Origin of the sequence: Butyrivibrio sp. AE3006 (assembly GCF_000424165.1) — a bacterium.
Lineage (GTDB): Bacteria > Bacillota > Clostridia > Lachnospirales > Lachnospiraceae > Butyrivibrio.
This window is the reverse complement of the sequence record NZ_AUJJ01000010.1, coordinates 156,075-179,524: the sequence shown is the minus strand read 5'-3', so window position 1 is coordinate 179,524 and position 23,450 is coordinate 156,075. Positions and strand designations below refer to the sequence as shown.

Below are 23,450 nucleotides of genomic sequence, written 5' to 3'. Positions count from 1 at the left end.
TTGCTAATTACTCCATATCTTTTTTGTTACTCTTATCCCCGTCATCTCATTCTTAGCATGTAACTTAAAATACTCATTTTCCTGTTCAACTGTTAATTCAATGAGATCTCCTACATTAAAGAAAGGGAAAAAGACTTTTATAGACTCTGTATGTACTGTGGTAACTTTGAATAAGATAAACGGTTGTACATCATTTTCGATTTTGCATACTGCACGTCTTATTCCCTGACCATTATTAATATCCAAAACCACGCTATTCTCGTATTCTACTTTTATACTTTTGCATAGATCATCTGATTTCTTATCTATTTTTTCAAGTTTGTATCCATATTCCCGCAAGAGCTTTATCATTATCGTCCCGACAATTCCAAAGCTATCCTCTATACATAGCTGAATATCTTTAGAAGGCACTTTAGCCATCATAACTGGAAATATCTGATCATCTAAAATCCTAGCAATTCTATCATCCAATTCTTCCGTTATCAGTTTTCTATTTGATGCTGAACCGACGTCCAAAGATGTATTAGTTATATATTCTGTAAAGGTTCCCATAAGCGTAGCTATCTCTGGGTTCTGCACCCCGTTATCTATCCTGTTTTCATACATTTCAAATCTATAATTGGATAGATCATCCCAAAAGAGATCTATGTCATTCACTTCAATCACATTATCCGCCACATATCCATCAATCAAATCTACTATAATTTTGTTTAACAATGGGTCCTTGTAGGAGCGCTCTGTATTATCGTTTACGACTTTATAATTGTCTTTTTCAATGTATAAACTCACCTTAGCCATAATCTACAACCATTCCAGAAAATACTAATTCATTTCCAAAAAACTGCTGCCTATAATCAAGAATCAGAAATCGATTCTTAATATCATTCAAAGCAAGAATGAGGTCCTCATTGGTAATATCATTATCAGATTCATTCTTCCAAAAATTCACCCATTTAGCATCATTTATGATTGCTTTATATTGTCCTTCTATACCGCAAATATCCACATTTGCGGCAACACGATTTCCAATTGTTTCCAATCCATTTATCCTGCGTATTTTCAATACATTATTCTTTACAAAGTTTTGCTCAACACAGGCAGGATATGATGCCATGCTGTTAAGTATGTTTATCATGGTATCCCTACTACTTTTCTCTATTTCAATCTGATCAATGGTTTTCACCTCATGTGAACCTTTGAGATACTCCTCTTTGAAAACAAGAACATCTCCTATTGTCGTAAGCTTTTCTTTTATAGAATCCCGCAATTCGCAATATACAAATTGATTTGTTTTCAAATCAATTCCCCATAAATAATCTCTGTCTTTCCCAGTTTCAACAGCTACAGATAGAAATTTCATTATTCTGTCACCTTATCATAGTAATACTTCATGCAAATAGGATTATAATTACATTCCTGGCATACCTTTTTATGTGGTAAAGTATCATTTTCCAATCTACTACTCATAAGATATTTCCTGATATCCTCCTTGGTAGCAGCCTTAAAGTTCATGTAATTTACACCATCTTCTTCCCATTTAGCTATCAAAAAGTCTCTTTTTGTCTGAATATAATCAAGCTGCGGTTTAGACAAATAAAACTTTTCACTAACAAACCTCTTAATATCAGATAAATCAGCTTCATCCAAAAAAGGAAACCAATACAGCAGTCTTTCTCTCAAAGCCTTAAATTCTCTATCAATATTCTTTCTACTGTATTCACACTTTTCACTTATCCAATAACAAGCTTCATTCTCAATGAAATATTTGATATGGTATTCATCAAGATAATTAACACCCCTACCTAATACCTTTGAAATAAAATATTTGTATGAACAAATAGAGTATAATCGTTCATCCCTCTTATCTAATACTAAGTTGTAGTTCTCATTTTGAGATGACACTGCAGAATCCAACTGTCCTGTCTGTCCTTCATCTAATTCCCCATTTCTTTTAAGCGGCTTTATTGGTCTTATCATATCCACTACAAAAAAAGGACGTTGCTTAATATCATCTTCATCTTTAACGTAGCTAAATGTAATACCGGCTTTCGAAAAGAAGGTCCCATAAAACAGATAGAATAGTAAGTAGTCTTTCTTTGTATCCACAATATTTTTCATTTGACTAAGATAGATACTACATTCATGACAGTTGCTTAACATTTCCTCATCAAGTGGCCATGGAATAATATCATTACCGTTAGCTGTCATGTTTTTCATAGATAGCAAAGAAAACTCATATGTTTTATGTGATCGCTCACACAAGAAAGGTGCTCCATCTAATTGATCAAAGCCTCTAACAATCCAATCGCTTCCGCTCTTTTTTCTCTTGGCCGAAAGATAAAATTGCAACGCATCTTCAAGATCACTTGATGCTCCATGGACATCCGAGTCCCCTGTAAGTCTCAAACAATCCAACAGCATGCTGATCAATTCCAACTCTTTTTCACTAATTAGAGTATTCTCAGCTGTCGCACTACTTACCAGCTGCATAGTATCGCTAAAATGTTTTTTATAATCCACATCTCGCTTAGCTAATCCCATAAACAGATCTTTTGAGATGCCATTAAGCGTACATATAAACTTAAGGAAGCCGTCAATATCTGCATCTTGTAAAGAATAAAAAGATAGATATCTCCACTGTTCTTCATGACACTCATCTATCATTTTATTCTTAGCTTTTAACTCTTCACCTCTCGCAAGTATAGCCTCTACATCCGTTAACCCTTTGAAATATAATTGAATCATATCAATTACTGAAATCATCTTAGAGTTATTATGTCCAATCCCTACAACAGAACACTCTTTTAATTCTTTAAAATCAATTTCCATCTTGGAATCATCAAAATTCCACATCGAATATATTCCCTTGATAAAACGGCCAATTGGATATGCCATGAACGGTTTATCTGAGAACTGATCTGGAAAATAATTTCTAAGTATATCATTAACATTGTCTGGCTTAACTGCATAGAACTGTACTCCCATGCTAGCCAATGTGTTATTTTTATTTTTTTTCTGTGCGGAAGAATACTCATCTCTTATCCGATCAGTAAATTCTGTTAGATAACGATATTCCCTAAACTGTGCAGTAGACTGGTCTTTAATCCTAATGCCGCTGCATACATCAGCAATCCTTCTTCCTACATCTGATCCTTTTCCTAAATTAAGTGAATCGACATTTTCAAAATCACTAGTAATCCATGAATATGACTTTTTCCACACTCCATAAATACTATCTAGATTATCAACATAGTTGATCAAAAAGATAATATGAATTCCCAATCTATCTAATACTTCTAGCGTCTTTATTATCTCAGGCGTAAACCGCAAAATCCCATGGAACACAAATGTACCATAGTCATATGTTTCCAATTGATTCAGTACATTTATGAAATTATTAGCTTTTTTCTTATCCCAGATTTTTGTATCATCCCCATCACAAAGAGCCTTTAAAAATGTTAAAGCTTCTTCCTTTGTTTTGATTCGTTCTTTAGAATTCTTGTTTAGCTGATAATTTATTTCGCTCAAAAGCACATCAGTCATTGAGTCCTTAATAGAACTCTTTGTGATGCTTTTTATCGCCTTTTCTATAGTACGCTCATAATCTTCTTTTACTTCCAGAAATACCTGATTATAAAAAACTTCTTGTTCCTCATTATGACAGTACTTATCAAAACCCTTATCAACTCCAGCAAACACAAGCAATTTAACTGCATCAATCAACTGAGATTTATTATGAATGAAAGCTTTCTTACAGTAATCTCCCAGTTCTGCCAGTGATTCATGTTCATCAATCGAATCAATTGCATTCGAAACATTCAAATACAATTGCAAGTCGTCACTTGGATCATCGAGGCCACCTCTGAAGATACTAGAAATAAACTGACTCACTGAACCAATAATCGAAAATGATTCTCTTCCATACTTTTCTTCAAGACCTTGCATTAATGTATCTGATGCGCAAACATGTGGATATTTCTTGATCAAAGAGCGGTCTACCTTGTCAAAAATGCGCTTAGGATCAGAATATGTAATTACTCTTGGTGGGTTATTCCAATTAAACATTACTTCGCTTTCCATGAAGCTGTCATTGCCTCCATCACATCAAATCTTGCCACTTTAAGTCTTTAGATTTCTTTTCAGATATCTTCTTTACAAAAATAATACTTTCTTTTGCCCTAGTAATAGCGACATAAAGTATCCTCGCCTCTTCACAGCTTTGATCATTTCTTTCTATCTTCTTTCTATTCTCATAAAAAGAATTAGAAATGGAATCCACTTTATGTGTTTCCTTGTCCATACTCAAAACTATGCGGTAACCAAATCCGTATTCATCAATAATATAATCCGACTTACTACCGCTCCCACCTCCAGTAATCTGTATATCACTAAATGGCATAAATACCCAATCATACTCTTTACCTTTGGCCCTATGAACTGTTCTACACTGGATCATTGATTCCTCTGTAGTTGAGCGTTCTTCTTCCTCTTGTTCCGTTTTAATCATTATGGACAGATAATCAATTAGAGAATTTAAAGTCAAATAATCTCCTTCAAATTCAATGGCTATTTTTTCAAATAACTTATCAAGGTTCGCTTTATAATCAAGCGCATATTTCTCAACCTCTTCTTCAGGTGCTTCCGATTTGATGGCATATATGTTCCACGGTTTAACATCTTCTGTTACTTCCTTCAAAACTTTAAGAATTGGCTCCAGTTTTAAGCGTTCCAGATATTCTCCCCATTTGCTCAAAGAGCTTGGTAAGTCATTAGAGAATAAGCTTATCAAAGCGCCTTGCTTACCAATAAGTTTTGTTTTATCCAAACAGTCTTTAACATAATTGGTTGAATATAAATTATAAATGGATGCTTCATCACCACAATCACGAAGTGCCAAAAGCAATTTATATAAATCTATCGCAGCTTCAGATTTATATAGCTTTCCTCCAATATCAATATCAATATTCTTTATTCCATTTTTTGCGCAAATCTCTCTTAGCTTCAGTATCTCAGATCTTCTTCTAACAAGAATACCTAATTTCTTTTCCTTTTTCTTTTCCTCTTCCTTTGGGCCTTCCTTTTGAGAATATTCCTGCTCAAATTTCCTTATCACATCGATAATTTTTTGTTCCCTTTCCTCTTCGGAAACAACGTTTATACCGACAACACTGGCAGGAATTTGCGGATTGATTACACCTACTAATTTATCGTCCCCAGAATACTTCAATAGTTTTTTCGCTGACATCTTCTCGAATACACCATCCATATATTCAAGCAATTGGCTATTTGTGCGGTAGTTCTTCTTTAAAGGGTACTCTTTTATTGTATACCCCAATTTTTCTACTAGAGTGGTAAATGCTTTATCATCATCTGCACCTCTGAACCTATAGATACTTTGTTTCACATCTCCTACAACAAAAAGATCGAATTTAAAAAACTTTTTAAATAGCGCAACCAATTGGATCTGCGTATCATCTGTATCCTGAAACTCATCGATGAAGACATGTTCAACATCCAATGACTTCTTAGGCGTGATAACACCACTATCCATCATTGATGCAAGTCTATGCAAATAAACAATAATATGGCCCGTGGTAATCTTGTTTCGCTTTTCGCATTCTACCTCAATACTCTCAACCGTTTCCGGTATTGCCATTAGGTAATCTGTAATCTCGTTATCGCCTAAAACATCTTCACCAAAATATATTTTGCTATTAGTTTTAAGGTCAACATTTCTATTCTCAAATTTATCTATGATGTCTTTTATTATCTTCTGTAATTGATAGCTATCTAATAAATTAGTACTGCCATTTTTCTCAATTACAGTATTAATAAGCTTTCTTATTGCATCTCTCTTTATAAGCGTTGCATTTGATATAGATAATTCTGTACCCAATCCCAGATAATACGCATATAATTTTATTATGCTCAGACTTAATGAATCAATTGTACTAATCCGCATATTCTCAATGCTTTCAACATATTTGAAATATAATGGGCTATACGTAAGCGCAAAAAGCTTGCTATAATATGCCTCCAATCTAGCCTTCATTTCATCTGTAGCATCATTGGTAAATGTAATCAGAATTAATTTGTTTAATATATCATTCTCGTCATACTTCTTTTTCCAACACAAATAAGCTATTCGCGAAACCAGCAAATATGTTTTGCCTGTTCCTGCACCAGCCTTTACAATAATATCTTCTTCGTTAATGTGCTCTACCCTATATTGCTCCGCATTAAACGGGACTATACTTCCAAGGTGTTCCAACTTTTCCCAAAAGTACTCTAAATTATCGCCATTAACTATTTCAAAATCTTCTTCTATTTCTTTAGAGCACCCAAAATAAAAGTTAAAAATATCTGTTTTTGATACTAGTCTTTCCGATTCTCCTATGTCATCAATGTATTCTTTAATTTTTTTCTTAAGGTACTCAATATCATCTTGTATCCTAGAAAAGAAAAAGACCTTAGTACCCCTTTTCCATGATTCAAAGAGATAATCTAAAGCGTCCTCAGGCAACTTATCCGTCCTTACATATAGAATTGAATAGTCTGATTCAGCAATAAATTCCTCATCTGCCTGTTCTGTAGAGCATTCGTCCATACAACCATCCGAAATAAAATTTGCAAAAGCCTTCTTTATCTCATTATCAAAGCCATAATCCAAAGCCCCTGGAATTTTTACTTCATATGTTGTTTCAAAAATCGTCGTTAATCTTGCAGATAATTCATCAAAACTTTTTAAGTCTTCCTTTGTAATAATCAGCTTATCTGCACAAATTCTTGTTAACTTTTTTTCAGCAACATCTTGACGCGTGAGGTACGGATAGCATACTGCTTTAGCGACATAAACCTTTGACAACAAGCTATCGCTCTCTGTCATTGATAACAATTTGGTCCAGTATCGTTTAGCCTGTTTATATGGAGAAAACTCCATGTTTCCATTACTTAATAGAATATTTGAATTATCAATCGCATATAAGATAGAATCAGGCAGAAAAGCCTTGATCTCAATTATAAGCACGCCAAAATCTGGAACCAAAAGAATCCAATCTACTTCTTGTGAATCCAGGCAATAATTGTGGAAAGATACATAGTTTTCAGGCAAATACACCTTCATCTTCGACCATATATCATCTTCGCCTTTAGAATTACCATGAAAATCAAATTTAGGAAAAACCATTTTTATCCCTCTGTATAAGTTACATATAATTCATCTCTAGCTCTAGTTGCTGCTACAAACCTCGCACAATCAACCTGTTTCAAATAACGTAATTTCGCATCCGGATCACCAATATCGTCAAATTTATTAGTTATCCAGTTTCCATATTTATCCGCAGCAGAAATAATGACCACCCTAAACTCTAAGCCCTTTATTCCGTTAACATTGCACAAACATACCCCAGTTGAATCTTGAGGGATTATGTCTTCTTTCAAAAACAAGTGCTCAATATTGTGCTTATCCAGAACGCTTTCAAACTTACTCAATTCATTAGTATTAGGAAAAACAACACAAATCTGGTTTGGTTCTGTTCCTCTTTGAATCAATCCTGAAATAGTAGCAACTATTGCTTCACGTTCTTTGGATTCATCTCTATATCCCTGAACTATAGGATCATTCCCTTTGACTATCGATTTATAGTTTTTCATATAGTCATTTTTATCTCCACCTTTGAACAAAACTGCAGTAGCATAATCGCTAATTTCTTTAGTTGTTCGATAATTCAAATACAAATAGTGCGTACGACCAACAACATTTATTCCCACATCACTACGCCATGATCTAAGATTAAATATTCTTTGGTTATCATCTGCCAATATCATTACTGAATCTGGTCCAGTTTTAACGCATGAAATGATAGCCCGGAGTTTACATGGCTCCAAATCCTGTGCCTCATCAATTATTACAGCATCGTAAGCAGGTTTAAGTTCACCTTTTTCAGTTAAATACAGAAGCTTTTCAGCCCTATTAACAAAAGTTGCTATGCCTCTTTTTCTCTGCTCCTCAAATAGTTTTCTAAAGAACTCCCAAACTCCTTTCCTATTGTTTTCATTTAATCCAACTCCCATACCCGTTCTGTCGGCATTTAAATACTGATCCAACGTAACTATTCCATAACGTTCTATAACTTGGTAATACTCATACATATAAAAGTTATAAGGATATTTCCACCTCTGCGTACTATATACATATTTGGCAAGTCCTTCGAATTTCTCCATTGAAACTGCAAGTGTATTAGCTCCTAGTTGCTGAGAAATAAAAGAGTCCACACCCACAACTTCAACATTATTAGTAATACCCTTCTGTAAAAACAGCTTATCTATGTTGTCTGAAATGTATCTAGCAAGTTTCTTACTGTATGTACAAAATAGAATCTTCTTTCCATCTTCTGGCTTAAACACATTTTGAGCCAAATATGCTGCTCTATGAATTCCAAGAACGGTTTTTCCTGTTCCAGGTCCCCCTTCAACCAACATAGGACCATTTACATGAATATTTGCAAACTTTTCCTGTGAGGGATGCAGAAAAATAGTCCATTTATCAAACGATTCGTTCTCCATAAGATATTCAAGCTCTTCCATACTCTGAGTAACATAGAATCTTCTCTTTGTATCTTTTTGGAGCAGGCTCTGACTTATGTCTATCTGATTCTCATTTCGGATCTCTGCATCTTGTATTTCATTAAAGACTACATCAAAAGCCTTCTCGCCCATATATAAATCCATCAAAGCTTCTTGTAACTCTTCCGGAAAAATCTCTATATATTCAACGAATTGTTCATCATTGTCTATCGTCAACAAATTTTCAGCGTGAATCTTCGCAATCCCCAGTTTAATCAATTCTTTTTGAGAAATACCATTGCTTTCCAAAACACCCACGCTTTTTTCATAATCTACTGATTGCTCCGTGCTGCCAAACTCTGATAATAGTTTTTCTTCCTTCAACACGTCAAAAATATAGGTTGCCCCAAAATCTGTCTTCTTAAAGTACTTACCTTCGCACCAATCATATGCATCATCGTGATGGTCAATATAAAGTAAAAAGCAATACTCTCCATCAACATAGAAAATCAGTCTAATATCACTATTTACACGTGCACTTCTAAATTTGGGATCGCACTTTTCTCTATCAATGGCATGAACGCTTAATGACGGGATTGAAATATCACTTCTCATTTGTTTAACAGTGCTGACTGCTTGCTTTTTTTCATTATTGTTTAGTTTCAGCAAACTAAACATATAAGTATCTGTAATAACAATATTTTTTTCCATTATTGTTCTCCGTTTAGTCAGTTTATTGATTCAAAGCCCTAATATATATTATAAGCCATCACTACAGCTTATCACACTAATTAAACCATTCTATTGTGCACAAAAACTGACATTTTTTGTTTACACGCAATTATGAATATAGCAAAGACATTGTGCAAAGTCAACAACTTTCATTTTGTATATATTATATTTAAATATTACCATTAACGCTGTAATTTTCAGCTTTTTCACTCTTAGCCTTTTAAAATCCGTGTTTGTGCATATTGCACAATGTCAACATCAACTCGCTTATGCCCAGCAATTACGCTGAATCGCTCTTTTCAAAAAGATAAACATATACAAACCAACATATTTTAAACAACAGCATTTATGCGTGTTCAAAAAGCACGTTCCAAAATTGCCAGAAACCATCCGCGTTTCAGCAATCAATGTCTGCAATATCCGACAAATACTGACCTTGAGCAAAAATCCGCCCATGACATTACCATTTCATATAATAACAGCGTAAAAGTTGCACAAAAAATGCTATACTCGAGCATTTAAACTCGAGCATAGCATAATCCATTCCTATTTTTGTTTTATTACTCTCGTTATAATCACCCTTATAATCAAAAATAAGTATACCTAGTTCTTTTCCTTCAATATTATCCGCTTGATTTCTGTATAGTTGAGCTATTAGTGACTTGGTAAACTGGGTTTTTCCAGTTCCCATTGTACCTATTATTCCTGTATTAGTTGTTGTTTGTTACTTTACCTGCGTTCCAAATTCTGTTTTTGAATCACTTTATTTAAAGGTGTGGACTTATTTATTCTAGTGCATAATACGCCAGATTATTTAATGCCATGCCTTTTGTGTTATCATGGGGAAGTTACTGACAATAAAAGGCAGGATCCCTCCCCGACCAAAGTTTGGTACCTTCTCTTTTTGTCATCCACATACTTATCAAGATCAGGTCCTTTGCGTAGTTTCCGTAGCAGCTCCTTCTTTCTCTCAGCTTCATCAAGCTCCTTTTTTCTTGCCATTTAAGCCTCCAATTAAACTTGTTTACAGTTACACTCTCAATCCCATAACGTAAAAAAGGCACCTACCCTAGTTTTCACTAAAGTAAGTGCCTGTTTACGCGCCATTCAAAAGCTGTTTCTTTTGAATCTTGCCTGTATTCTATTGGCAGCAAATCATGGTGTACAACTCATTCCGTTGTGTTCCATGAACTGATTTTCAAGTCTTACATGAGCTTCCGACAAGTTCCGTAATGTTCTTCAGAAAGCGGGTCAGAAGGGGTCAATCCATCTGAATCCATCTATCTCCGTAGAACCACGGACAGCCTCGTAGAAGGTCATATTTTTGTCGATTTTAACGTCGGGAAGAGCAAAACTTCCCTTATATTAGCACTATTCGTTAACAGCATACAAAGTCTGTCGATACCGTAGCCGATGCCGCCGGTGGGGGGCATGCCGATCTCAAGGGCGTTTAAGAAGTCTTCATCTGTGTGCTCTGCTTCGTCATCGCCTGCTGCCGCATTGGCATCCTGTGCTGCGAAACGCTCACGCTGGTCGATGGGATCGTTAAGCTCTGAGTATGCATTGCACATCTCCCATGTGTTGATGAAGAGCTCGAAACGTTCAACCTTCTCAGGATCTGAGGGCTTCTTCTTGGTAAGAGGTGAAATTGCGATAGGATGATCCATGATAAATGTAGGCTGGATCAGCTTCTCCTCGCAGAACTCCTCAAAGAAGAGATTGATGATATCACCCTTGGTGTGACGATCCTCAAATTCAACGTGATGCTCCTTAGCGATAGCTTTAGCTTCCTCATCTGTCTTAACTGTATCGAAGTCAACACCTGCATACTTCTTGATTGCTTCGTTCATTGTAAGGCGCTCGAAGGGCTTACCCAGGTCGATGATATGATCACCGTAAGGAACCTGTGTTGTGCCGCAAACCTTCTCAGCAAGGTAACGGAACATGCTCTCTGTGAGCTCCATCATTCCTTCATAATCTGTATATGCCTGATACAGCTCCATAAGTGTGAACTCAGGATTGTGTCTTGTATCAGTACCTTCGTTTCTGAATACACGTCCGATCTCGAATACTCTCTCAAGTCCGCCTACGATAAGTCTCTTAAGATAGAGCTCAAGTGAGATACGAAGCTTTCTCTCCTCATCAAGTGCATTGTAGTGTGTGAGGAAAGGTCTTGCAGCTGCACCGCCGGCATTCTCAACCAGCATAGGTGTCTCAACTTCCATGAAGTCTCTTGCAGCAAGGAAGTTACGGATCTCCTGGATGATCTGTGATCTCTTGATGAAAGTATCCTTAACCTCTTCGTTCATGATGAGGTCAACATAACGCTGTCTGAAACGAATCTCTGTATCTGTAAGTCCGTGGAATTTCTCCGGAAGGGGCTGAAGTGACTTTGATAAAAGAGTCAGCTCCTTAACATGAACAGAAATCTCACCTGTCTTAGTTCTGAAAGCAAAGCCCTTAACACCGATGATATCGCCGATATCCATCTTCTTAAATGCAGCGTAGGAATCGTCACCAAGATCATTTCTTGAAACGTAGAGCTGCATACGGCCTGACTTATCCTGAAGGTTTGCAAAAGATGCCTTACCCATAACACGCTTGCTCATCATACGACCTGCAAGAGAAACGATTTTCTCCTCAGGAATCTCTGAAAGCTCAGGAGTGATCTGCTTACCCTCTGCATCTGTCTCGGGTACAACTTCAAGCTTGTCGAAGTTATCTCTGATTTCCTGTGCGTGGTGTGTCTGATCATATTTAACGATCTGGAAAGGATCGTTACCTGCTGCCTGAAGGTCAGCAAGCTTCTCACGACGTACTTTCTTAAGCTGGTTAATATCTTCTGTCTTCTGGTTCTTTTGATTATTCTGCTGATTCTCTGCCACTTCTTTTTCCTTCTTCTAAACAAAAAAACTATAGTTACAAAAGTATTGGGGACAAATTACATCGTCCCCAATACACTAATACCATCTCAGATTACTTACGAACAATTCCTAATACCTTGTACTGGAAAACTCCCATAAGTGTCTCTGCATCAACGATGTCGCCAACCTTTGCTCCGATAAGAGCCTTACCTACAGGTGACTCGTTACTGATCTTGCCCTTAAGGCTGTTAGCCTCAGATGAACCAACGATGCTATATTCGATCTCTTCGTTAACTTCCATATCAAGAAGCTTAACCTTACAACCTACGCTAACCTTGTTGATATCAACATCTTCATCGATAACAACTTCTGCGTTCTTGAGTATCTTCTCAAGCTCCTCGATACGAGCCTCGATGTCGCGCTGCTCATCTTTAGCTGCATCGTACTCAGCATTCTCGGAAAGGTCACCCTGCTCACGAGCTTCTTTGATTTTCTCTGCTACTTCTGAACGTCTTACTACCTTGAGTTCATGAAGCTCGTCTTCATAAGCTTTAAGACCTTCGTAAGTAAGAATGTTTTTCTTCTCTTCCATTTTTATAACTTCCCTTCTTAAAATCGGACCGCCATCTGCGTCCGTGATATACGAGTTTATAGTCCAAAGTATTATATATGTATATGCATAAAAAGTCAAAATTATTTAAAATTATGAGAATCGCACCACATTAAGCAGTGCGATCCGGTAATTATTTTCATGATTCTATTTTAAATATCTCCGCACAGGCTTTCTTGAGAGAATCCATGTCGTCCATCAGATTGATTGCTGCGCGGAACTTTGCTGAACCCGGAAGCCCTGTGGTATACCAGGCTACATGCTTTCTCATTTCACGAATTCCTATGTACTCGCCCTTATACTTAAGCTGCAGATCCGCATGCCTGATAACAGTTTCATACATTTCCTTAAGAGAAGGTCTTGGCACTGCCTCCCCTGTCTCCAGATATGAAATGACCTCTCTGAAAATCCAGGGATTACCTTCAGCAGCTCTTGCTATCATAACGCCGTCGCATCCGGTTTCTTCTATAATAGCCTTTGCGCTTGGACCGTCTACAACATCGCCGTTACCTATAACAGGAATTCTTACAGCTTCCTTTACTCTGCGGATTATGTTCCAGTCAGCCTTCCCGCTGTAATACTGCTCTCTGGTTCTTCCATGGACAGCCACTGCGGATGCGCCGCCCTCCTCTGCTGCCAGTGCGCATTCAACCGCATTGACGCTGGATTCGGTAAAACCTTTTCTTATCTTAACGGTCACAGGTCTGTCTGTTTCGTTTACCATTGCCGCTACAATTTTCTCTATAAGCTCAGGTTTTTTCATGAGAGCGGAACCTTCACCGTTGGATACAACCTTTGGCACGGGACATCCCATGTTTATATCAAGGATGTCGTAGGGTCTGTTAGAAATTATCCTTGTGGCCTCCGCCATTATCTCGGGTTCACTTCCAAAAAGCTGCAGCGATACGGGACGCTCTGAGGGATGAATCTCCATCATCATACCTGTGTTTTTATTATTGTAGGTTATGGCCTTGCCGCTTACCATCTCCATGCAGACAAGTCCTGCTCCCATCTCATTGCACAAAAGCCTGAAGGGCAGGTCCGATACTCCTGCCATGGGACCTAAGATAATATTGTTTTTCAGTTCCACATCACCTATCAAAAGCGGATGAAGATAATCATTATATTTTACACTTTTATCCCGAAAAGCATTAAAGTGTCTTTGCATTACTCATCATCCTCACTTAAGATAGCGCTGACATCCTCATGAAGGATCATGGCTCTGTAGTACATCTGAAGTGCCTCAAAGAGATCCTGTCTCTGTCTTCTGACTTCACCAATAAGAAGTCCTGCGCTTATCTCATCATAGGTGATATCATCTTCATCTCTTGTGGTCTCCATTGTAATGGTTCCGTCATCCTCAAACTCGATTGTGAAAACACCACCTGCTTCCTGAGTAAAAAGCACAGATATAATGTGCAGCTCCTTCTGGATACTTTCAGGAATCTTCTTGAAAAGAGGATTAAAATAATACTTCATCTCATACGCATTTGCTCCGCAGAGGATGATCCTTCCTCCTGCTGATACGCTGCCAAGAGAGCCATCTTCAGTCACCACCTGGATATCTGATACCTCTTCGCCTGTTTCTGCATTGGTGATCTTACCTGTTTCTTTATTTATGATAAGTCTTCTGCCCTCGGGCTTTTTGCCCTCAAGTGTCTCGGAATGAGGTTTATTCTCATCGCCTACACTCTCTGAGTCACTGTATACTTCTCTTGTTTCTTTATCTTCAAAATCTTTGTTACTCATTACTCTTCTGCCTCTGTGAATTTTTCATTGTGCGGCTTGTTGCGCTTATTCTTTTCATAAATAATTCGAAGTCCGTGGATCAAAAGATTGGGTTCGTAAACATCTATCTCTTCCACCTCTTCTGAGATCAGTCTTCCAAGTCCGCCTGTTGCAACAACCTTTATATCGTCTCTTCCAAGCTCTCTTTTCATTTCGCTGATTATGTATTTGGTCTGGCCGATCTGACCATACACAAGTCCTGCCTGCATGGAGCTGATGGTCTCCTGCGCAAGGATGCTGTCAGGCTTTTTGATCTCTATCTCAGGGAGCTTTGCTGTATCCTGCCAAAGAGCCTTCGCTGAAATCCTGATTCCGGGACTTACAACGCCAACTGAAAACTCAGCCTTTTCATCGATATAAACATAAGTGGTAGCTGTTCCAAAATCTATAACAATCACAGGTCCGCCGTACATCTCATAAGCAGCAACAGCACCCACCACAAGGTCAGGACCAACCTCTCCGGGGTTCTTTGTCACAATCTTGATACCTGTCTTTATTCCGGGGCCAACGATATAAGGCTGCTTCCCAAGGTACTTAACCATTGCATTTACAAGAGCGTGCATCACATTGGGAACTACGCTTGATACGATTATTCCCTGTATCTCCGCTCTGTCTATGCCGTTATTTCTAAGCATGGCTATAAGGTTATTTCCATACTCATCTGATGTATGCGCCGTCTGTGACATCATACGAAAAGAAGCAACTATCTTTTGTCCCTTTAAAACACCAAATGCAATATTAGTATTTCCAACATCAACTGCCAGTAACATAGCTATCTCCCATCTGCTATTTTTCTCTTAATAAAAATCTATCTGCAAGAGCTCCTATACATATCCGTAAAGGCCTCTCACGCTTACTTCTCCTGCGATTATCTCTTCGCTTTCGCCCTTCTCATTCTTTATTAAAAGAGCACCCTCTTTATTTATTCCAAGGGCAACAGCTTCATATTCTCCCTTTGGATCAAGGATTTTGACTTTACTATCTCTGTTAAGAAGTCTTTTCTCGTATTCATCCTTAAGGAGTGATAAGTCACATCGCTCTACATATCTTGCATAATTCTCTTCAAAATATTTCATACAAAGAGCTATGAGCTTTGATCTGTCCAGCTCTTTTCCTGTTTCTGAAAAAACAGAGCCTGCCATATCACGGATCTCTTCTGCAAAAAGGTCAGATGGCTGATTAACATTTATGCCGCAGCCTATCACCACAAAGTATTCGCCGCTCCCCGGCATCATGTGAAGCTCTGTAAGTATACCGCAGATCTTCCTTTTGTTTAAGACGATGTCATTGGGCCATTTGATGCCTGTTCTTACATCATCACTTACACCTGCAGCCGTCATAGCTTTATCTAAAGCTTCGGATACAGACAGCGCCATAACAAGCGTAAGTCCTGATACCTTATCCATAGGAATCTTTGGTCTCACCATAAGGCTCATGAAAATATTGTGACCTGCAGGACTTATCCAGCTCCTGCCTCTGCTGCCTCTGCCAGCATCCTGCCTGTCTGCTACAGCAAGAAAACCGGAGGCTCTTCCTTCATCACCTGCTGCCTTGGCTACATTGTTGGTGGAATCTATCACAGGATAAAACTCCAGGTCTCTTCCCACATAATCCGTATTAAGCGCAGCTTCTATTGTTTTTTTATCCATTATTTTCTAACAACCGTTGCATACATTACTGCCTTTATGGTATGCATACGATTTTCTGCCTCTTGAAAAACTATTGACTGCTCGGACTCAAAGACTTCGTTTGTAACCTCCATCTCATCAAGTCCGAATTGTTCCTTTATCTCTCTTCCGATTCCTGTACCAAGATCATGGAATGCAGGAAGACAATGCATAAATACTGCCTTTTCGCCGGCATTTTCCATAACCTCTGAGGTTACAGCATAGGGCTTAAGATCAGTTATTCTCTCTTTCCAGATATCTGCAGGCTCGCCCATTGACACCCATACATCGGTTGCTATTACATCTGCGCCTTTTGTAGCAGCCATAACATCCTCAGTATTCTCAATGACAGCACCTGTCTCTTTTGCTATATCCTTACAGGTATCGATAAGCTCTTTGCTCTGCCAGTATTTCCTTGGAGCACATGAAACAAAGTGCATTCCCATCTTAGCGCAGGCAACCATAAGTGAATTACCTGTGTTATATCTGGCATCACCCATGTATACCATCTTGATTCCCTTAAGATGTCCAAAGTGCTCCCTGATAGTAAGGAGATCTGCAAGCATCTGTGTGGGATGGAACTCGTTGGTAAGTCCGTTCCAAACGGGAACCTTTGAATACTTTGCAAGCTCGTCAACTATCTCCTGACCAAAGCCTCTGTATTCTATTCCATCATACATGCTTGAAAGCACGCGGGCTGTATCTGCGATACTCTCCTTCTTACCAATCTGTGAGCCCGTAGGATCAAGATAGGTGGTTCCCATACCAAGGTCATGTGCGGCAACTTCAAATGCACAGCGGGTACGAGTACTTGTCTTCTCAAATATCAGCGCAACATTTCTACCTCTAAGCTCGTCATGAAGAATACCCTTTTGTTTCTTCTCCTTAAGCTCAGCGGCCAGATCCAGCATGTACTCAATCTCTTCCGGTGTAAAATCCAGCAGTTTCAAAAAATCTCTTCCCTGTAAATTGATTGCCATTATGTACCTCCCTCGGTATACAAGCCAAAAACATTATGTCACAAAATAGATTAAGCCCGATCGCAGCAAATCTGCCACGGTCAGGCTTTATTGTATCAATTTATTTTGTTATTTTCAAACTTACCAGAATACATGAGCTCCGATAACAATTCCGTCATGTCCGCCGGCACGTCTGAAGTGTGTGCATCCGCCTACATTGGTCTCACCCGCAAGAGCTGCATTGGCTGCCTGGATACAACTATCCGGAACGTTACCTGCATAAACTCTGTCAACTGAACCATTAAGTGCAGGAGTAAACTGACCTGATGCATAAATTACACCTGAGATGGTGTTTGCATAAGCACCACTCTTAACACGGTTCATAACTACCGCACCTACAGCAACTTTTCCTTCATAGGGCTGGTTACCTGCTTCGCAGTAAATAAGTGCTGCAAGAAGTCTTGCCTCATCAGCGCCTGCTGCAACAGCACCTGTATTCTTTGTAAGCTTAGCCTTCTTAGCTGCTTCTTCAGCCTTACGCTTAGCTTCTGCTTCCTCGCGAGCCTTGATCGCAGCCATGGTCTCGCCTTCATCGATTCTGAAATCGGTCTCTACATATTCAGCCTGAACATAACCTGTTTCATCGTTATAATCTACGCTGATCCAACCGTTTCCAATATCCTCTATCATCTCTACAAATCCATGATTTGTAATAACACCCAGAACCTCTGCATCCTCGTCAGCTTCCTTACGGATTCTGAGAGCATCTTCTTTGCTGGATACGAGCTGTACACCAACATCCTGTGCAAGCTCTTCTGCCTCTTCTCCAAAGAGGAGATAATCGTCTTTGGCCCAACCAACCAGGTCTCCTGATTCAAGCTTGGTCCAACCGTCCTTCTGTTCTATAATCTTACCACCACAGTCCTTGTAAAGAACTCCGAGCTTCTCTGCATCATCTTCAGGTGATACTCTGATGTTCATTACCTGTGATACGTTTGCCATAACGAGTTTGGAGTTATCCTCCTCTTCGTCTTCTTCCTCTTCATCAGCTTCTTCAGGCTGACTGTTAATTGCGGATGCAACATCCTGTGCTTTTGCAACATCCTCTTCTGAGATTTCTGTAACATCGGTGGGGTTCAAAATATTGCCGATACCCACATCGTTCTTATTCAAGGCGTTTAATGTTCTAGCCTCTGCCGTTATGCCGGTGGAAGTTCCGAATAATAGGATCGCCAGTGTAAATGCGAAAATTCCCTGCATTAACGCGTTCAACTTCTTCATATTTTTTGCTTCCTTTTTAAGTTTGTTACGTAATTGTTACTGCAAAACTTTTCATATTGTAACAAACCGAAGCATTGTTGTCAAATTTAGAGCTCTTTACTCCTCAGTATTGCTGCCTCCACAGCGTCCATTACAATGCCTCTAAAGCCTGATTCTTCCATCACTTTTACAGCTTCGATGGTAGTTCCGGCAGGGGAGCATACCATGTCCTTAAGTTCACCCGGGTGCTTGCCCGTCTCAAGGACCATCTTGGCACTTCCAAGTACTGCCTGAGCTGCGAACTCATAGGCCTGCTTTCTGGGCATTCCTCCAAGCACTGCAGCATCTGCCATTGCCTCTATGAAAAGAAATACATAGGCAGGTGAAGAACCGCTGACACCTGTAACAACATCCATCATGTTTTCAGGAACCACATTGGCTGTGCCGCAGCTTCTGAAAATATCAAGCGCCAGGTTAAGATCAGCGTCATTGCAAAGGCTGTTGGGACAGATTGCAGCGCATCCCTCGCCTACAAGTGCGGGAGTGTTGGGCATTACTCTGATGATCTTTACTTCCTTCTCAAACTCTTTGGATATCCACTCAAGAGACTTACCTGCAGCGATGCTGATAATAAGCTTATTCTCATCGATCTCATCCATGATGTCAGCGATGGCAACCTTAAGAAACTGAGGTTTTACCGCAAGAAGGATCACATCTGCTTCCCTTGCCACATCTGCATTGTTGTCCTTAACCTGAATCTGAAACTTCTTCTCAGCCTTCTCTCTTGCTGCCTCTAAGGGATCAGCCCCGATGATATCCTGAGGATCAAAGATGCCCTTTGAAATGATTCCGCCAATAAGGGCCTTTGCCATGTTTCCAAGTCCTATTACTCCGATTGTCATACTTTAATTCCTCCTTTGTCTTGCTGCTTCAAAAGTAAGCACTGCCGCTGATACAGCAGCATTCATAGATTCAACTTTGCCAAGCATGGGAATGAGCACATATTCTGAGGCTGCATCAGCTGCCTCCTTTGTAAGGCCATTCCCTTCATTACCTATCATAAAAGCACATGGGCCATGATAATCTATCTCATCATAATTCTTTGTTCCCTTAAGATGAGCTGCGTAGGTGATAACACCGTGCTCTTTTTCAAGGGCTTTAACTGTTTCAGGAATAGAGTCCACATAAATAAAGGGCATTCTGAAAATAGCTCCCATGGTGGATCTGACAACCTTGGGATTATATACATCTGCCATATCAGAGCTCATTATTATTCCTGTTACTCCCGCGCCTTCACCTGTCCTGAACATGGTGCCAAGGTTCCCGGGATCCTGAATATTCTCAAGAATAAGGAGCATGGGTTTGTCTCTAAGCATGTCTGAAAGTTTCCACTGCGCCTGTCTTACAACCGCAAGAATGCCCTGGGGAGTCTTGGTATCTGCCATCTTTTCCATGACATCCTCTGACACCTCTTCTATGACAGCACTGTCAGATGAGCCTATTTCTTCTATAATATATCTGTCATCATCGGATATGTTTTTCATAAATTCCGGTGTGACATAAAGCTCTCTTAGAAGGTCTATCGGCACCTCTCTGACCATGCGGATGCCTTCTACTATGAAGACTCCGTCTTCTCTTCTTGCCTTTGCCTTCTTGCAGTATTCTGCTATTTTCTTAACTCTTGCGTTATTTGTACTTGTTATCATATCACTACCATTATAATCTCCTGCCCCTTAAGACAACTTGCTTAAGCGTATGGCTGTCCTTGTCTATCAGGAGAAAATCTGCATATTTACCGGTTTCAATGCTTCCTATCATATCATCAGCCTTAACTGATTTTGCTGGATTAATAGTAGCACACCTGACTGCTATCTCAAAAGGAATTCCAATCTCATCTGCCGCTGTCATCATGCAGTCAAAGAGATTGGTGACGCTGGCTGCTATTGTTCCATCAGATAAAAGCGCCTTCTTTCCCTTTACAAAAACCTCGTGACCGCCAAGTTCATAGGTTCCATCAGGAAGTCCCGTGGCTCTCATGCTGTCGCTGATAAGAACAACTCTATCTGCCCCAAGCAGGGTAAAGGTGTTCCTGTCAACGCTACTATGGTGGTGCACTCCGTCAGTTATAAGCTCTGACATGCACGCCTTATCATCGATTGCGGCGCCAACAGGCCCCGGAGCCCTGTGAAGATAGGGCCTCATAGCATTATAAAGGTGCGTAACATGATGGGCTCCAAGCTTCATGGCTTCAAGCGCGGTATCATAGTCGCAGTCAGTGTGAGCAACGGATATAATGAATTCGTCCTTAAGCTCTTTTATAAAGTCAAAAGCCCCCGGTCTTTCCGGTGCAATATCCACCAGCTTTATCATGCCGCCGCTTCTGTCATTCATCTGCCTTACAAAGTCTGCATCAGGATCGCAGATATCGGAAAGCTCCTGAGATCCCTTCTTTTCAGGGGAAATAAAGGGTCCCTCCATATTTATTCCGATAAAATGTCCCGCATCCTTAGCTGCAGCTTTCCTCGTATCCATGTATTCTTTCGTGGCATCTGCGACTCTCAAAAGCTTTTCCTTGGGAACTGTCATGGTGGTAGGGCATATAGCCGTAACTCCGCAGGATGCCTCGAATTTAAGGAAATCCTCTATAGACTCTGCGGTAGCATCGCAAAAATCGCTGCCCATGCAGCCATGTACGTGAATATCCACAAGCCCCGGAATCACGTAGCAGCCGCTTGCATCCATCACCTCATCGTCAGATGATTTTTCAGAAAAAAACTCACCATCTGTAAAAATATCCTTCTTCGTAAAACTGTAATTCTCGTCAAAAACAAGTCCGCCTTCAATTTTCATACTTCAAATCGCCTCTACTGTTACCTCGTTAGTGTCCAAACCTTAATTCTGTCTTCTTTATTTAAGACTAAGGCTCCCCTCTCTGTATACTCTTTCCTTATGAAAACCGTATTTACCGTAAAAATCAACGATTCCCGTCCAGTCAATGCAGGTATCGCGAACCCCCTGCTCCCTTAGTCCGATAAGAGCCTTTGTGAGGATAAGTCCTCCAAGCTTCTTGCCGCGAACAGAGCTTCCTATTCCTATCGGTCCAAGTCCGCCGTTCCTGTCGGCATCCCCGTAGTCATGAGTCATGGAAAAGCCCACAACATCTCCGTCGCTTTCCTGAATAAGAAGGAATATCTGTTTCAGATCTCCGCCTGTTTTAATATACTGATCTATCTCAAAATGCCATCTGTCAGGAAATTCTCTAAGTAAGAAGTCCAGAACCTTATCAGCATCCCGCGCTTCCATTCTCTTTACGTGATATCCCTCGCACTTTGAATCATCAAATTCATCCGGCACAAAGTTCTCCTGCATATTGGCAGACATATCATAGTGGTCCTTTTCCCCAAGAGTAAAGCCTGCCTTTTTAAAAAACTCCTTCTTTGCATCATCGGGAGCCGGGATTCCGGAAAAGAGATTTCGAAACTCCATGCCAAGCACAACTTCCTTGATGCCAAGCTCCTTCGCCTTTTTAACAGCGGCGTCAAGAAGCACTGAGCCGACACCGCAGCCTCTGTATTCCTCGCGGACTGCCAGCATGGTGATCCACATGGTATCGGATAATACTTCTTTCTCATAATCCTGAGACAGCTTTGTAATGATAATTCCGGCAGCCTTAGCTACACCGCCATCTTCTACCTCATAGATAAAAGAAGCTTCATCACAATAATCTGCATCTCTTACTGTATTATCGAGTATTCTCTCATCCGAGAACCATTGGAATTCCTTTGGGAAATTTTTTCTGTAAAGCTTTAGAATATTAGAATCATCGTTACTTTCAATTGCTCTAAGTCTGCCGTTTAAAGTACTTCTTTTTTCATCCATTGGCTTTCCCCCTTTGCGCTTGGATTACTTCTGCCTTAATTGTGTAACCTATGATATAGAAAACTCCCTCCGGAAAATTCCGAAGGGAGCAATAAGCAAATGTAGATTAGAGAATCTTACTGATCTCATACTGATATTCGTTGATAGACTTCTTCATTGCAAGAGCCTCATCGATATCGTAGTCAACAAACTGACCGTTTCTGTAAGCAACTACGCGGTTTGTCTTGCCTGCTGTAAGAATATCAGCTGCATAGCATCCCATCATGGAAGCATATACACGGTCTTTACAGGTCGGGCTACCACCACGCTGCATGTAACCAAGGATAGAAGCTCTGGTCTCAAGTCCTGTAGCCGCCTCGATACGACGTGCCATGGAAGCTGAGTGTCCGATACCCTCTGCGTTAAGGATAATGTGATGTGTCTTACCCTTCTTACGGTTATCAATGATGTTGTCGATGATTCTCTGCTCATTGAAGTCGTACTTCTCAGGAAGAAGGATATCATCAGCACCGTTAGCGATTGCGCACCAAAGTGCGATGTAACCAGCGTGACGTCCCATAACCTCAACGATACTTACACGCTCGTGTGAAGAAGATGTATCTCTGATCTTATCAATAGCGTCCATCGCTGTATTTATAGCGGTATCAAAACCGATAGTATAATCTGTACAAGCTATATCAAGGTCGATAGTACCGGGAATACCAATTGTGTTGATTCCCTGCGCCGAAAGCTTCTGAGCACCTCTGTAGGAACCGTCACCACCGATAACTACCATGCCATCGATACCGTGCTTTCTGCAGATCTCGGCACCTTTCTTCTGACCAGCTTCAGTTGTGAACTCCATACATCTAGCAGTTCCAAGGATTGTACCGCCTCGCTGAATAATATCAGCTACGCTTCTGCGGTCCATGTCATAGATTTCTTCATTAAGAAGTCCCTGATAACCCTTCTTAATACCTTTAACCTTAAGACCGTTTGCAAGGGCCTTTCTTACAACTGCACGAATTGCTGCGTTCATTCCCGGAGCGTCACCACCACTGGTAAGAACTCCAATTGTTTTTATCTCTTTTGCCATAATCGGTATTACCTCTTTACCTAAAAAATATTCTCTTTTTACGTTTATTAT

Annotated in this window: 19 protein-coding genes and 1 pseudogene; all 20 read right to left on the bottom strand. The window is 39.8% G+C overall.

The window, feature by feature from the left end; all coding sequences use genetic code 11:
- Window positions 1-3: 3 nt before the first annotated feature.
- The 20 genes and pseudogenes from G603_RS0107045 to pfkA all read right to left on the bottom strand — a co-directional run bounded on the left by G603_RS0107045 (window position 4) and on the right by pfkA (window position 23,399).
- Complete coding sequence (locus G603_RS0107045) at window positions 4-798, bottom strand: hypothetical protein (protein WP_026669765.1); 795 nt, start codon at window positions 796-798, stop codon at window positions 4-6.
- Window positions 791-1,360: a hypothetical protein gene (locus G603_RS0107040; protein ID WP_026669764.1), complete on the bottom strand. Its 570-nt coding sequence runs from the start codon at window positions 1,358-1,360 to the stop codon at window positions 791-793. The genes G603_RS0107045 and G603_RS0107040 overlap by 8 nt, the downstream gene beginning before the upstream one ends.
- Window positions 1,360-4,080 carry a hypothetical protein gene (locus G603_RS0107035; RefSeq protein ID WP_026669763.1) on the bottom strand — a complete coding sequence of 907 codons (2,721 nt, stop codon included), beginning with the start codon at window positions 4,078-4,080 and terminating at the stop codon, window positions 1,360-1,362. The genes G603_RS0107040 and G603_RS0107035 overlap by 1 nt, the downstream gene beginning before the upstream one ends.
- A gap of 19 nt (window positions 4,081-4,099) precedes the next feature.
- Complete coding sequence (locus G603_RS0107030; RefSeq protein WP_026669762.1) at window positions 4,100-7,186, bottom strand: ATP-dependent helicase; 3,087 nt, start codon at window positions 7,184-7,186, stop codon at window positions 4,100-4,102.
- 2 nt (window positions 7,187-7,188) lie between these two features.
- Window positions 7,189-9,276: a UvrD-helicase domain-containing protein gene (locus G603_RS0107025; RefSeq protein WP_026669761.1), complete on the bottom strand. Its 2,088-nt coding sequence runs from the start codon at window positions 9,274-9,276 to the stop codon at window positions 7,189-7,191.
- A gap of 481 nt (window positions 9,277-9,757) precedes the next feature.
- A pseudogene (locus tag G603_RS23290) lies at window positions 9,758-10,003 on the bottom strand (helicase HerA domain-containing protein); the annotation flags it as partial.
- Window positions 10,004-10,134: 131 nt separating this feature from the next.
- Entirely contained in the window at window positions 10,135-10,299 is a 165-nt protein-coding gene (locus tag G603_RS22295; protein WP_155832633.1) for a hypothetical protein, read from the bottom strand.
- Between the two features lie 314 nt (window positions 10,300-10,613).
- On the bottom strand, window positions 10,614-12,182 hold the full coding sequence (gene lysS / locus G603_RS0107010) for a lysine--tRNA ligase (RefSeq protein ID WP_026669759.1): 1,569 nt from the start codon (window positions 12,180-12,182) through the stop codon (window positions 10,614-10,616).
- 91 nt (window positions 12,183-12,273) lie between these two features.
- Entirely contained in the window at window positions 12,274-12,753 is a 480-nt protein-coding gene (gene greA, locus G603_RS0107005; protein ID WP_026669758.1) for a transcription elongation factor GreA, read from the bottom strand.
- A 157-nt stretch (window positions 12,754-12,910) separates the two neighbouring features.
- Window positions 12,911-13,939 carry a tRNA dihydrouridine synthase DusB gene (dusB, locus tag G603_RS0107000; protein WP_026669757.1) on the bottom strand — a complete coding sequence of 343 codons (1,029 nt, stop codon included), beginning with the start codon at window positions 13,937-13,939 and terminating at the stop codon, window positions 12,911-12,913.
- Window positions 13,939-14,520, bottom strand: a complete 582-nt coding sequence (locus G603_RS22775; RefSeq protein WP_242834849.1) for a DUF6145 family protein — start codon at window positions 14,518-14,520, stop codon at window positions 13,939-13,941. The genes dusB and G603_RS22775 overlap by 1 nt, the downstream gene beginning before the upstream one ends.
- Entirely contained in the window at window positions 14,520-15,329 is an 810-nt protein-coding gene (locus tag G603_RS0106990; RefSeq protein ID WP_026524457.1) for a type III pantothenate kinase, read from the bottom strand. The genes G603_RS22775 and G603_RS0106990 overlap by 1 nt, the downstream gene beginning before the upstream one ends.
- A gap of 54 nt (window positions 15,330-15,383) precedes the next feature.
- The gene (locus G603_RS19565; RefSeq protein WP_051207581.1) at window positions 15,384-16,208 is read right to left on the bottom strand and encodes a biotin--[acetyl-CoA-carboxylase] ligase; all 825 of its coding nucleotides are present in this window, start codon (window positions 16,206-16,208) and stop codon (window positions 15,384-15,386) included.
- Window positions 16,208-17,200: an ornithine carbamoyltransferase gene (gene argF / locus G603_RS0106980; protein WP_026524456.1), complete on the bottom strand. Its 993-nt coding sequence runs from the start codon at window positions 17,198-17,200 to the stop codon at window positions 16,208-16,210. The genes G603_RS19565 and argF overlap by 1 nt, the downstream gene beginning before the upstream one ends.
- Window positions 17,201-17,326: 126 nt before the next feature.
- The gene (locus G603_RS0106975; protein ID WP_026669756.1) at window positions 17,327-18,466 is read right to left on the bottom strand and encodes a cell wall hydrolase; all 1,140 of its coding nucleotides are present in this window, start codon (window positions 18,464-18,466) and stop codon (window positions 17,327-17,329) included.
- 86 nt (window positions 18,467-18,552) lie between these two features.
- Window positions 18,553-19,347: a pyrroline-5-carboxylate reductase gene (gene proC / locus G603_RS0106970; protein ID WP_026524454.1), complete on the bottom strand. Its 795-nt coding sequence runs from the start codon at window positions 19,345-19,347 to the stop codon at window positions 18,553-18,555.
- 3 nt (window positions 19,348-19,350) lie between these two features.
- Complete coding sequence (locus tag G603_RS0106965; protein WP_026669755.1) at window positions 19,351-20,151, bottom strand: TrmH family RNA methyltransferase; 801 nt, start codon at window positions 20,149-20,151, stop codon at window positions 19,351-19,353.
- A gap of 10 nt (window positions 20,152-20,161) precedes the next feature.
- Window positions 20,162-21,295 carry an N-acetylglucosamine-6-phosphate deacetylase gene (gene nagA / locus G603_RS0106960; protein WP_026669754.1) on the bottom strand — a complete coding sequence of 378 codons (1,134 nt, stop codon included), beginning with the start codon at window positions 21,293-21,295 and terminating at the stop codon, window positions 20,162-20,164.
- A gap of 57 nt (window positions 21,296-21,352) precedes the next feature.
- Entirely contained in the window at window positions 21,353-22,324 is a 972-nt protein-coding gene (locus G603_RS0106955) for a GNAT family N-acetyltransferase (protein ID WP_026669753.1), read from the bottom strand.
- A gap of 106 nt (window positions 22,325-22,430) precedes the next feature.
- Entirely contained in the window at window positions 22,431-23,399 is a 969-nt protein-coding gene (pfkA, locus tag G603_RS0106950) for a 6-phosphofructokinase (protein ID WP_026495845.1), read from the bottom strand.
- Window positions 23,400-23,450 lie beyond the last annotated feature (51 nt).

Bases quoted from the DNA above. Each gene is read 5' to 3' on its own strand.
- G603_RS0107045 (WP_026669765.1), bottom strand. From the start codon at position 798: ATGGCTAAGGTGAGTTTATACATTGAAAAAGACAATTATAAAGTCGTA.
- G603_RS0107040 (WP_026669764.1), bottom strand. From the start codon at position 1,360: ATGAAATTTCTATCTGTAGCTGTTGAAACTGGGAAAGACAGAGATTAT.
- G603_RS0107035 (WP_026669763.1), bottom strand. From the start codon at position 4,080: ATGGAAAGCGAAGTAATGTTTAATTGGAATAACCCACCAAGAGTAATT.
- G603_RS0107030 (WP_026669762.1), bottom strand. From the start codon at position 7,186: ATGGTTTTTCCTAAATTTGATTTTCATGGTAATTCTAAAGGCGAAGAT.
- G603_RS0107025 (WP_026669761.1), bottom strand. From the start codon at position 9,276: ATGGAAAAAAATATTGTTATTACAGATACTTATATGTTTAGTTTGCTG.
- G603_RS22295 (WP_155832633.1), bottom strand. From the start codon at position 10,299: ATGGCAAGAAAAAAGGAGCTTGATGAAGCTGAGAGAAAGAAGGAGCTG.
- greA (WP_026669758.1), bottom strand. From the start codon at position 12,753: ATGGAAGAGAAGAAAAACATTCTTACTTACGAAGGTCTTAAAGCTTAT.
- dusB (WP_026669757.1), bottom strand. From the start codon at position 13,939: ATGCAAAGACACTTTAATGCTTTTCGGGATAAAAGTGTAAAATATAAT.
- G603_RS22775 (WP_242834849.1), bottom strand. From the start codon at position 14,520: ATGAGTAACAAAGATTTTGAAGATAAAGAAACAAGAGAAGTATACAGT.
- G603_RS0106990 (WP_026524457.1), bottom strand. From the start codon at position 15,329: ATGTTACTGGCAGTTGATGTTGGAAATACTAATATTGCATTTGGTGTT.
- G603_RS19565 (WP_051207581.1), bottom strand. From the start codon at position 16,208: ATGGATAAAAAAACAATAGAAGCTGCGCTTAATACGGATTATGTGGGA.
- G603_RS0106975 (WP_026669756.1), bottom strand. From the start codon at position 18,466: ATGAAGAAGTTGAACGCGTTAATGCAGGGAATTTTCGCATTTACACTG.
- proC (WP_026524454.1), bottom strand. From the start codon at position 19,347: ATGACAATCGGAGTAATAGGACTTGGAAACATGGCAAAGGCCCTTATT.
- G603_RS0106965 (WP_026669755.1), bottom strand. From the start codon at position 20,151: ATGATAACAAGTACAAATAACGCAAGAGTTAAGAAAATAGCAGAATAC.
- nagA (WP_026669754.1), bottom strand. From the start codon at position 21,295: ATGAAAATTGAAGGCGGACTTGTTTTTGACGAGAATTACAGTTTTACG.
- G603_RS0106955 (WP_026669753.1), bottom strand. From the start codon at position 22,324: ATGGATGAAAAAAGAAGTACTTTAAACGGCAGACTTAGAGCAATTGAA.
- pfkA (WP_026495845.1), bottom strand. From the start codon at position 23,399: ATGGCAAAAGAGATAAAAACAATTGGAGTTCTTACCAGTGGTGGTGAC.